The organism is Streptomyces sp. NRRL B-24085 (assembly GCF_001282115.1).
Classification (GTDB): Bacteria; Actinomycetota; Actinomycetes; order Streptomycetales; family Streptomycetaceae; genus Streptomyces.
Genome location: NZ_LJBR01000343.1, coordinates 1 through 11,229, shown reverse-complemented (window position 1 = coordinate 11,229; position 11,229 = coordinate 1). Strand labels below are relative to the sequence as shown.

General features: G+C 72.5%; 9 protein-coding genes and 1 pseudogene. 8 read left to right on the top strand and 2 right to left on the bottom strand.

All coding sequences use genetic code 11. The features are described 5' to 3' along the window. Positions 1–2,100 (bottom strand): FHA domain-containing protein (locus AOJ26_RS43995; protein ID WP_199828889.1); only part of this gene is annotated, 2,100 nt, incomplete at its 3' end. Positions 2,101–2,440: 340 nt separating this feature from the next. Between AOJ26_RS43995 and AOJ26_RS31640 the strand changes: the two genes are divergently transcribed. From AOJ26_RS31640 to AOJ26_RS31625, 4 genes are all read left to right on the top strand, one after another. Then, entirely contained in the window at positions 2,441–4,168 is a 1,728-nt protein-coding gene (locus tag AOJ26_RS31640) for a serine/threonine-protein kinase (RefSeq protein WP_053851800.1), read from the top strand. Between the two features lie 105 nt (positions 4,169–4,273). Further along, positions 4,274–5,530, top strand: coding sequence for a serine/threonine-protein kinase (locus AOJ26_RS31635; RefSeq protein WP_053851799.1), 1,257 nt, complete (start codon positions 4,274–4,276; stop codon positions 5,528–5,530). Positions 5,531–5,590: 60 nt separating this feature from the next. Next, complete coding sequence (prfB, locus tag AOJ26_RS31630) at positions 5,591–6,697, top strand: peptide chain release factor 2 (RefSeq protein WP_053851798.1); 1,107 nt, start codon at positions 5,591–5,593, stop codon at positions 6,695–6,697. A 294-nt stretch (positions 6,698–6,991) separates the two neighbouring features. Next, entirely contained in the window at positions 6,992–7,648 is a 657-nt protein-coding gene (locus AOJ26_RS31625) for a hypothetical protein (protein WP_053851797.1), read from the top strand. Positions 7,649–7,753: 105 nt separating this feature from the next. On the opposite strand, the gene AOJ26_RS31620 is transcribed toward AOJ26_RS31625, so the two are convergent. Further along, a complete protein-coding gene (locus AOJ26_RS31620) occupies positions 7,754–7,945 on the bottom strand; it encodes a hypothetical protein (protein WP_053851796.1) in 192 nt (63 codons plus the stop codon). A 236-nt stretch (positions 7,946–8,181) separates the two neighbouring features. On the opposite strand from AOJ26_RS31620, the gene ftsE reads away from it, so the two are divergent. From ftsE to AOJ26_RS44625, 4 genes and pseudogenes are all read left to right on the top strand, one after another. Then, entirely contained in the window at positions 8,182–8,871 is a 690-nt protein-coding gene (ftsE, locus tag AOJ26_RS31615; RefSeq protein ID WP_053851795.1) for a cell division ATP-binding protein FtsE, read from the top strand. A gap of 42 nt (positions 8,872–8,913) precedes the next feature. After that, entirely contained in the window at positions 8,914–9,831 is a 918-nt protein-coding gene (gene ftsX / locus AOJ26_RS31610; protein ID WP_053851794.1) for a permease-like cell division protein FtsX, read from the top strand. Positions 9,832–9,899: 68 nt separating this feature from the next. Then, positions 9,900–11,072 carry a S41 family peptidase gene (locus AOJ26_RS31605; RefSeq protein WP_179200404.1) on the top strand — a complete coding sequence of 391 codons (1,173 nt, stop codon included), beginning with the start codon at positions 9,900–9,902 and terminating at the stop codon, positions 11,070–11,072. A 91-nt stretch (positions 11,073–11,163) separates the two neighbouring features. Continuing rightward, positions 11,164–11,229 (top strand): annotated as a pseudogene (locus AOJ26_RS44625) (SsrA-binding protein); the annotation flags it as partial.

Here is an 11,229-nt window from a genome sequence, read left to right as displayed (position 1 = left end):
GGTCAGGTGGTCGTCCAGGCGCCGCAGGAGTTCGTCGGCGCGGGCGGCGGCCTGTTCGCGGTCGTGGGCGAGGAGGAGACGGCAGTCCTGGCCGTGTCCCGGGCGGACATGGGGGAGCCAGCCGAGCCAGGACCACTCGGCGACCCGCTCCTGGGCGGGCCGGGACCGGTCCGTGCTGATCAGGACGATCTCCAGGGTCTCCGGCGCGTGCAGGGCGGCGAGCTGGGCCACCACCGCGCGGGCCAGCCCGGCGAGCCGCGCGCGCGGACCGGCCAGCCCGAGCGCACCCGCCTCGCGCAGGTCCGCGGTGACCGGAACCGCCGGCAGCAGTCCCGAGCCGTCGGGGGCCGCCCGGTCGGCGGTGCCGAGCCGCACGGTGAGGGCCTCCGGATGGCCGGGCCCGCGCTCCCACAGGCGCGCGCCGGGGCCCAGCGCCGTGAGCAGCAGGGCGGCCGGGTCGGGCCAGGCCTCGGGCACCTGGGGCGCGGCGGCCGACGGCACCGGGGTGACGGGCGCGGCCGTGCCGTCGTACGCCTCGTCCTGCCCGGACGGCTCCTGCTCGCCCCGTCCCCCGGCCAGCCGCCGGGCCCAAGCGGAGAGCCCGCCGCGCCGCCGCACGCCGTGCGGTACGTCGGTCCCGCGCAGAGGAGTGCCCTTGCGGCGGCCGGCCGCGGGGGCGTCCGGGGCGTCGGCCGCGGAGAACGCCGAGGAAGGGGAGGAGTCGTCGTGGACGGCCGGGGGAGGTGAGGGGACGGCGGTCGTGCGCGTCACCTCGAAGGAGCCGAGGCCGGACCGGCCGCCGTGAGTGTCCCCACCGGAGGCACCGGAGGCACCGGAGGCACCGGAAGCACCGGAAGCACCGGAGGCACCGGTGTCCGGGCGTCCGGCACGGGAGTCGTCCCGGTGCTCGATCCGGGGCGCGCCGCCCTGACCCGGTACGACGACCGGCGGCTCGGAGGGGCCGTGGCCCTGCGCGCCCGTCTCCCCGGGACCGCCCGACGCACCCCAGCTCGCGGAGCCGTAGGCGTGATGGGTGCCGTCGGCGGGCGGGCGGGGTGAGGCGTCGCCGCTGTCACGGCCGTCCCGCGCGCGTGCCGAGCCCTCGGCCGGGGCGGACGCGGCCTTCGCCGACACCCGGCCCCGCGCGCGTGGCGAGGCCGCGGCCTGTCCGGTGACCGGGCCGGACGCACTCCTGTCGTCCTCGTGCGGTCCTGCCGTCCCGCGGTCCCGGGCAGCGCCGGACTCCGAGCCCCGGCGCGCGGCGGGCACGCCCGGCCCCTGACCGCCGCCGGTCGGCTCTGCCGGTGCGGAACCCCCGTGTGCCCGGCTTCCGCCCGGTGTGGGCCCGGAGCGGCCGGCACGGGCGGCGTCCGCGCGCCCGAGCTCCCGCTCGTCGCCCGGCCACGGCCCGGCCGCGTCGGAGGTGATCCGCACATGGCCCTCGCCGTCCGGTTCCGTCCCGAGCCGTCGTCCGCCGCTCGGCGACACCCGGAGCACCGACTCGCCGATCCTCAGGAGCGCCCCCGGCGGGAACCGGACCGGGCGGGTGCCCACGCGGACGCCGTCCAGGGTCGTGCCGTTGGTGGAGTCGAGGTCGGCCACCGAGACGCGGCCGTCGGGCGCGACCGTGACCGCGCAGTGCAGGCGGGAGACGTCGGGGTCGTCCAGCGGGACGTCGGCGTCGGCGGAGCGGCCGATGTGGATCTGGCCGCCGTGCAGCAGATGGACGCCGCCGGCGTCGGGGCCGGCGACCACGTGGAGCTGGGTGGGGGCGTCGTCGAGCTCGGGATGGGGCTCGGGGGCCGCCGGAGCGCCCAGGGACAGCACGGCCCCGTCGATCAGCGGGGGCTCGCCCAGGGTGGCGCGCTGGGCGTCCAGCCGCTCGCCGTCGGCGTACAGCACGACCGGACCGCCGCCGCGCTCGGCCTCGCCCGCGCGGGAGGCGGCCCCGTCCCCGGGGACCGCCGAGGCGAGCGCGGTGGCCACCGCGGCCAGCGCGGTGCCGACGGGGGCGGTGACCAGCACGTCGCGGCTCGCGGCGCGGCCCCGGGTGCGGTCGGGCGGGCCCAGCGGGTCTACGACGGTCAGCCGGATCTGCATCGCCGTCAGCGGTCCCTTCTGCTCGGACGCGGACAGCCCCACCCCCGCACGAGCACATCGGCCAGTACTGCACGCATCCTCGCACCTGACACTGACAACGCGCCCGTCGCCCGAGGGCAAGTGATCTTGATTGGTCAGCTCTGCCCCCAAAAGTGCCTGACCAGTGCAGCGCCGGCGATCACTTGAGATCGGTCACGTCAACGTCCGGCAACCAGGAGGCCCGGACGGAGCGTCTTTCTCCGGAAAGTGCTTGGCAACGCTTACGTGGTGCCCGCGGGAGCGGCACTACAGTGGGTCGGAAGTGGGTCGGAACGACAGCAAGCAGCAGGGAGTGCATGACGTGCGGCCGGTAGGCAGCAAGTACTTCCTCGAGGAGCCGCTCGGACGCGGTGCCACGGGGACCGTGTGGCGAGCCCGCCAGCGGGAGACCGCGGGCGCCGAGGCCGCCGTACCGGGACAGCCCGGCGAGACCGTCGCGATCAAGGTCCTCAAGGAGGAGCTCGCGAGCGATCCGGACATCGTGATGCGGTTCCTGCGCGAGCGCTCCGTGCTGCTGCGGCTGACCCATCCGAACATCGTGCGGGTGCGTGACCTGGTCGTCGAGGGTGATCTGCTCGCCCTGGTCATGGACCTCGTCGAGGGTCCCGACCTGCACCGCTACCTGCGCGAGAACGGCCCCTTCAGCCCGGTCGGCGCCGCTCTGATCACCGCCCAGATCGCCGACGCGCTCGCCGCCAGCCACGCCGACGGCGTGGTCCACCGCGACCTGAAGCCCGCCAACGTGCTGCTGCGGCAGCACGGCGGCCAGATGCACCCCCTCCTGACCGACTTCGGCATCGCGCGCCTCGCGGACTCCCCGGGCCTGACCCGGACCCAGGAGTTCGTCGGCACGCCCGCGTACGTCGCGCCCGAGTCCGCCGAGGGCCGCCCGCAGACCTCCGCCGTCGACATCTACGGCGCCGGCATCCTGCTGTACGAGCTGGTCACCGGCCGTCCGCCGTTCGCCGGCGGTTCCGCCCTGGAGGTCCTGCACCAGCACCTGAGCGCCGAGCCGCGCCGCCCCTCCACGGTCCCCGACCCGCTGTGGACGGTCATAGAGCGCTGTCTGAGCAAGAACCCCGAGCGGCGCCCGAGTGCCGAGAACCTCGCGCGCGGGCTGCGCGTCGTCGCCGAGGGCATCGGCGTGCACGCGAACTCCGCGCAGATCGCCGCGGCGGACAACGTCGGCGCGCTGCTGCTGCCCGACCCGGACCCGGCCGCCGTGCCGGACACCCCGGGCGCCGCCGACCCGACCCAGGTGCTGCCGCACGGCGCCGGCGCCGCGGGCGGCTACGACCCGAACGCGGCGACCAGCTTCCTGCCGCACACCGGTCCCGGGAACCCGGTCGGCGCCGCCGACCCCACCGCCGTGCTCCCGCACCGCGGCGCGGCCGATCCCACGGCCGTCATGCCGCCGGTGCCGCCCGGGCAGCCGGGCCAGGGCCAGTACGGGCAGCAAGGACAGCACGGCCAGCAGGGGCAGCAGTCCGGCGGCCCCGAGGACCCGCACCCCTGGCAGAACCAGCTCCGCGCGGCCCGTGACCGCAACGAGCAGACGCAGGTCCAGTACCTCGACCCGAACGAGGACCCGCTGCGCCGCCGCCCCCAGCGGCAGGTCGCCAGGCCGCAGCAACAGCAGCCGCCCCAGCGGCAGCAGCGGCCCCAGCAGCGCCCGCCGCAGGGCGGTTACGGCCGTCAGCCGCAGCAGCAGCCCCAGCAGTACGCCCCGCAGCAGCAGCAACCGCAGCGCTACGCGCCCCCGCCGCAGCCCGAGCGCCCCGCGCGTGAGCCCCGGCAGCCGCGGCAGCGCAGCGCCAACCCGATGAAGATCCCGGGTCTGGGCTGCCTCAAGGGCTGCCTCTTCACGCTCGTCATCCTGTTCGTGGCGAGTTGGCTGATCTGGGAGCTGAGCCCCCTCCAGGACTGGATCGGCACCGGCAAGAGCTACTGGCAGCAGATCGGGGACATCGTCGACACCGTGAGCGGGTGGATCAGCGACCTGGGCGGAAACTCCTCAGGTCAGCAGTAAGTCTGGAGATTTGTCGACACTCGGCGGGTGATTTCCGCCTCCGCGGTGAAGGTTGGCTCCTGCGGCGCGTAGTTTTAGCGACAACACGCGTCTGTAGGAGCAGCCTTGGCACGGAAGATCGGCAGCCGGTACACCGCCAACCAGATCCTGGGGCGGGGCAGCGCCGGCACGGTGTGGCTGGGCGAGGGACCCGAGGGGCCCGTCGCGGTCAAGCTGCTGCGCGAGGATCTCGCGTCCGACCAGGAACTCGTCGGGCGCTTCGTCCAGGAGCGCACGGCCCTGCTCGGCCTGGAGCACCCCCACGTGGTCTCCGTACGCGACCTCGTGGTCGACGGCAACGACCTCGCGCTCGTCATGGACCTGGTCCGGGGCACCGATCTGCGTACCCGGCTCGACCGGGAGAAGCGGCTCGCGCCCGAGGCGGCCGTGGCGATCGTCGCGGATGTCGCGGACGGGCTGGCCGCCGCGCACGCCAAGGGGGTCGTGCACCGGGACGTGAAGCCGGAGAACATCCTCCTGGACATGCAGGGGCCGCTGGGTCCCGGCGGCGCGCACCCCGCCCTGCTGACGGACTTCGGTGTGGCGAAGCTCATCGACTCGCCGCGCCGGACCCGCGCCACGAAGATCATCGGGACGCCGGACTACCTGGCCCCGGAGATCGTCGAGGGGCTGCCGCCGCGGGCCTCCGTGGACATCTACGCCCTCGCGACGGTCCTCTACGAGCTGCTGGCCGGGTTCACGCCGTTCGGCGGCGGGCACCCCGGGGCGGTGCTGCGACGGCACGTGACGGAGACGGTGGTCCCCCTGCCGGGGATCCCCGACGAACTGTGGCAGCTCGTCGTGCAGTGCCTGGCCAAGGCGCCGGCCTCCCGTCTGCGCGCCTCCGAGATGGGCGTACGGCTGCGGGAGCTGCTGCCCCTGCTGGCCGGGATGCCCCCGCTGGACGTGGACGAGCCGGACGCGGAGCACGAGGAGGAGCAGGACGCCGAGGACGCGGCCGCGGACTCCGCCGGGGAGCCGGTGCCGGCCGGACGGCCGGCGCGGCGCGGCGCGGTGCCGCTGGTGCCGGGGGCCAAGCCCGCGGACTCCAACCGGGACACGCACACCTCGATGCGGGTGCCGGGCCCCGACGAGCTGGCCGGCGGCGCGCGCGGGACGGCCCGGGTGCCGAGGCCCGCCGGGGCGCCCCGCCCCGGATCGGCGCGGCACCGGGCCACCACGCGGCGGCGCAGGCTGGTCGTGGGCGTCGCGGGGCTGGTGCTGGTCGCCGCGGCGGGCGCCGGGATCTGGGCGGCCACCTCGGGCGACGACGCGGGAGCCGCACCGCGGGACACGGAGAACTCGGCGCCCGCCTCCCCCTGAGGGAGGCGGCGGCCCGGGGGACGACCGACGTCGGTTGCCACAGCCGTTAGGCTGGAGGGCGTGGCAGTCGTCGATGTATCCGAAGAGCTCAAGTCCCTCTCCTCGACCATGGAGTCGATCGAGGCCGTTCTGGACCTCGACAAACTGAGGGCAGACATCGCCGTGCTCGAGGAGCAGGCGGCCGCGCCGTCCCTGTGGGACAACCCGGACGAGGCGCAGAAGATCACCAGCAAGCTGTCCCACCTCCAGGCCGAGGTCAGGAAGGCGGACGCGCTGCGCGGCCGCATCGACGACCTCTCCGTGCTGTTCGAGATGGCCGAGGAGGAGGACGACCCGGACACCCGTGCCGAGGCCGAGTCCGAGCTCGCCGCCGTCAGGAAGGCGCTGGACGAGATGGAGGTGCGGACCCTCCTCTCCGGCGAGTACGACTCCCGTGAGGCGCTCGTCAACATCCGCGCCGAGGCCGGCGGCGTCGACGCCGCCGACTTCGCCGAGAAGCTCCAGCGGATGTACCTGCGCTGGGCGGAGCAGAAGGGCTACAAGACCGAGGTCTACGAGACGTCGTACGCCGAGGAGGCCGGCATCAAGTCGACCACCTTCGCCGTGCAGGCGCCGTACGCCTACGGCACGCTCTCCGTCGAGCAGGGCACCCACCGGCTCGTGCGCATCTCGCCCTTCGACAACCAGGGCCGCCGCCAGACTTCCTTCGCGGGTGTCGAGGTCCTGCCCGTGGTCGAGCAGACCGACCACATCGAGATCGACGAGTCCGAGCTGCGCGTGGACGTGTACCGGTCCTCCGGGCCCGGTGGCCAGGGCGTCAACACCACCGACTCCGCGGTGCGGTTGACCCACCTCCCCACCGGCATCGTCGTCTCCTGCCAGAACGAACGCTCGCAGATCCAGAACAAGGCGAGCGCGATGAACGTCCTCCAGGCCAAGCTGCTGGAGCGGCGCCGCCAGGAGGAGCAGGCCGCGATGGACGCCCTCAAGGGCGACGGCGGCAACTCCTGGGGAAACCAGATGCGTTCGTACGTGCTGCACCCTTACCAGATGGTCAAGGACCTGCGCACCGACTTCGAGGTCGGCAACCCCGAGGCCGTGTTCAACGGTGAGATCGACGGTTTCATCGAGGCCGGAATTCGCTGGCGCAAGCAGCAGGAGAAGTGACTTTGTCGACTTGACCGTCGGCCCGCAACTGCCGCCCAACGGGCGGCAGTTTGCTTTATGTCTGGGTTTTACATCACACTCACAGACCGCTTTCCCCGGCAAAGAGCGCTTACCAGGACATCGCGCCCGCAACGGCCTTGACGATGCTTTGAAAAATCGGAAGGGTAAAGCGTGGCATGCGTATCTCTGGGGCGCATGTGAACCGGGGGACATCAGCACACAGCTACCTTCCTCCGTCGATCACGGCCCCGAGCGCCGCCTCATTGACGATGAGCTACTGGGGGTAGCAACCACATGACGAAGAAGACGCGGATCCGGATCGCGCGCATAGCCGCCGGTGCCGTGATCGCAGCCGGTGCCTCGCTGACCGCCGCAGGCGCCGCTTCCGCGCTGGAGCTCGGTGTGACCGTGGGCGACAGCGGTGTCGGTGTGAACGTGAGCACCGACGACGACGACCCGACCGACCCGGGTACGGAGATCCCGACCGACCCGGGCACCACGCTCCCCACGGACCCCGGCACCGAGGTGCCGACGGACCCGGGGACCACGCCGCCGGTCACCGAGGAGCCCACGGACCCGACCGAGGAGCCCACCGAGCCCACCGAGGACCCGACCGACCCGGGCAACGGGAACGGCAATGGGAACGGCAACGGGAATGGCAACGGGAACGGTAACGGGAACGGCAACGCCGGGGGCGGTGGCAACAGCAACACCAACCCCGACGGTGGCTCCAACACCTCCACCCAGGAAGAGGGCTCCTCGGCCCTGACCGAGACCGGCACGGACACCACGTCCAACACGTCGGCCCAGGGCAACGGCCAGGAGCTCGCCGAGACCGGTGCCGGCCAGACCGCGTTCCTGGTCGTCGGTGCCGCCACGATGATCGCCGGCGGTGTCGGCTTCCGTCTGCTGCCCCGCCTCGCGGGCGGTCGCGGTGGCGCTGCCGCCTGACGGTGACACCCGGTAGCCGCGCACTCGCCTGACGTGTGCGTGCGGTACGCACGAAGGGCCCGGAGCGTTTCCGCTCCGGGCCCTTCGTATGTCCTCGGCCGCCGCCTAGGCGGTCTGGTGCGCCAGCAGGGCCACCGCCGCGATCAGGACGGCGAGCAGGGCGATCAGCGCCATCGGGTTCAGCCCCGCGAAGAGGTTCTCCTGCTGAAGCCGCTCACGGTTCGCACGGCAGACGGGGCACCGGCCCTCGCTCACGGGCGCCGCGCAGTTTGCGCACACCAGGCGGTCGTACGTCATGCGCGTCACCCTTCTTGCGAATACGTTCCACAGGGAGAACGCCCCCGGGCCGGAGAACGTTCCCCTCCCTACTGTGCCAGGTTCCTCCGGGGGCCGCCTGTGCGCTGCCGGAGCCGGGGTCAACAGGGGGGCACAAAACCGCCCAACCGATACGCAACCAGAACCGGCGCCTGCGCTCGCACACCCGGTTCGCGTATGGTCACGCTCATCTACCCCCGGCCTACCGTGGTGCATCCGTGATCCGATTCGACAACGTATCCAAGGTCTACCCCAAGCAGACCCGCCCCGCACTCAGGGACGTCTCCCTGGAAGTGGAGAAGGGCGAGTTCGTGTTCCTCGTCGGGTCCTCCGGCTCCGGGAAGTCCACCTTCCTGCGGCTGCTCCTCCGCGAGGAGCGGTGCAGCCAGGGACAGGTGCACGTGCTGGGCAAGGACCTCGCCCGCCTGTCCAACTGGAAGGTGCCGCAGATGCGGCGCCAGCTCGGGACGGTGTTCCAGGACTTCCGGCTCCTGCCCAACAAGACGGTCGCCGAGAACGTGGCCTTCGCGCAGGAGGTCATCGGCAAGTCCCGCGGCGAGATCCGCAAGTCCGTGCCGCAGGTGCTCGACCTCGTCGGGCTCGGCGGCAAGGAGGAGCGCATGCCCGGTGAGCTCTCCGGTGGTGAACAGCAGCGCGTGGCCATCGCCCGCGCCTTCGTGAACCGGCCCAAGCTGCTCATCGCCGACGAGCCCACCGGCAACCTCGACCCGCAGACCTCCGTCGGCATCATGAAGCTGCTGGACCGGATCAACCGGACCGGCACGACCGTCGTCATGGCCACGCACGACCAGAACATCGTGGACCAGATGCGCAAGCGCGTCATCGAGCTGGAGAAGGGCCGCCTCGTCCGCGACCAGGCACGCGGCGTCTACGGCTACCAGCACTGACCGCCGTTCGAAGAGTCCCCGGAAAGGCCTGAAGAAGACGCCATGCGCGCCCAGTTCGTACTCTCCGAGATCGGTGTCGGTCTCCGTCGCAACCTGACGATGACGTTCGCGGTCATCGTCTCCGTCGCCCTGTCGCTCGCCCTGTTCGGCGGGTCGCTCCTGATGAGCGACCAGGTCGGCGCCATGAAGGGCTACTGGTACGACAAGGTCAACGTCTCGATCTTCCTCTGCAACAAGAGCGACGCCGAGTCGGACCCCAACTGCGCCAAGGGCGCGGTGACCGACGACCAGAAGAAGGACATCCTCTCCGACCTGAAGAAGATGTCGGTCGTCGAGACGGTCATCCACGAGTCCCAGGACGAGGCGTACAAGCACTACAAGGAGCAGTTCGGCGACTCCCCGCTGGCCGCGTCCCTCACCCCGGACCAGATGCAGGAGTCGTACCGGATCAAGCTGAAGGACCCGGAGAAGTACCAGGTCATCGCGACCGCCTTCAACGGCCGTGACGGCGTGCAGTCCGTGCAGGACCAGAAGGGCATCCTGGACAACCTCTTCACGATGCTGAACCTGATGAACAGGGCCGCGCTCGGCGTGATGGCGCTCATGCTGATCGTCGCCCTGCTGCTGATCGTCAACACGGTGCGGGTCTCGGCGTTCAGCCGTCGGCGGGAGACCGGGATCATGCGGCTGGTGGGCGCGTCCGGCTTCTACATCCAGGCGCCGTTCATCATGGAGGCCGCTGTCGCCGGCGCGATCGGCGGCGGGCTGGCCTGTGTCTTCCTCGTCGTCGGCCGGTACTTCACCGTCGACCACGGCATGGCCCTGGCCACCAAGCTCAACCTGATCAACTTCGTGGGCTGGGACGCCGTCCTGACGAAACTGCCGCTCATCCTCGCCGCGAGCGTGCTGATGCCCGCGTTGGCCGCGTTCTTCGCGCTGCGCAAGTACCTGAAGGTGTGACACATGCCAAGAGGGCCGTACGGTCAACCGACCGTGCGGCCCTCTTGCGTTGTCCTAGACTCACCGGCATGCCGGGCCGAGATCTGTTCTGTCAGCCCCGCCGCATCCGCCGCGGGGCGGCCCTGACATTGGTGTTCGCGAGCGTCCTGGTGGCCGGCGCGGCGACCGGCTCCTTCCCCGAGGCCGACGGCGGCGACCGGAAGTCCTCCTCGGACACGGCCCGTTCGGCCGCCCCCGCGGGTCACCACGAGGACGTGGCCGAGGCGGCCCAGGAGGCCAAGGCGGCCGGCGCGTCCCCCGTGGAGGCCGCCGAGCGTGCCGTCAGCCGCAGCGGTGACCGTTGGGCAGCCGTCTACTCCCGGGGCGAGTACGAGGAGTTCGAGGAGGCCCTCGACGGCCAGTACACCGGCGTCGGCCTGTGGGCGCGGCGCGAGCGGGACGGCCGTATCGAGGTGACCAGGGTGAGCTCGGACTCGCCCGCGGCCGCCGCCGGGATCCGCGAGGGCGACCGGCTGCGCAGCGTCGACGGGGAGCGGGTGGACGGCCACCCGGTCACCGAGGTGGTCTCCTTACTGCGCGGCGACGCCACGGACGCGGCCGCCGGCACGGCGGTCCGGCTCGGCCTGGAACGCGGCACGCACGCGTGGACGCAGACCGTCCGGCGGGCCCGGCTGTCCACGGACTCGGTCGCCGTCCGGGAACTCTCCGACGGGGTCACCGTCATCAGGATCGACTCGTTCACCAAGGGTGTCGGCGACGAGGTCCGGAACGCCGTCCGGGACGCTCCGGCCGGCGGCGGGATCATCCTCGACCTGCGCGGCAACTCCGGCGGCCTGGTCACCGAGGCCGTCACCACGGCGTCCGCCTTCCTCGACGGGGGGCTGGTCGCGACCTACGACGTCGACGGCACCCAGCAGGCCCTGCACGCCGAGCCCGGCGGGGACACCGGCAGGGCGCTGGTCGCGCTGGTCGACGGCGGGACGATGAGCGCGGCCGAGCTGCTCACCGGGGCGCTGCAGGACCGGGGGCGGGCGGTGGTCGTCGGTTCCCGCACCTTCGGCAAGGGGTCGGTGCAGATGCCGAGCCGGCTGCCGGACGGGGCGGTGGCCGAGCTGACCGTGGGGCACTACCGGACCCCGTCGGGGCGAGGGGTCGACGGCCGGGGGATCACGCCGGACCTGGAGGCCGACGACCGGGCCCTCCAGCAGGCGGAGACGGTGATCGCGGGGCTGGGCGACTAGCGTCGGTCCCGGAGCCTGCGCCCGCGCCGGATAAGCACTGGTCTTGACACCCCTTCCTAGTGCGAAAATGGGCAGCACTATGAGCAAGGGAATGTACGTACCGAAGGAGTCCCAGCCGAAGCAGGGCGGCGGGGGCGGCAAGGCGCGGGACGGGGAG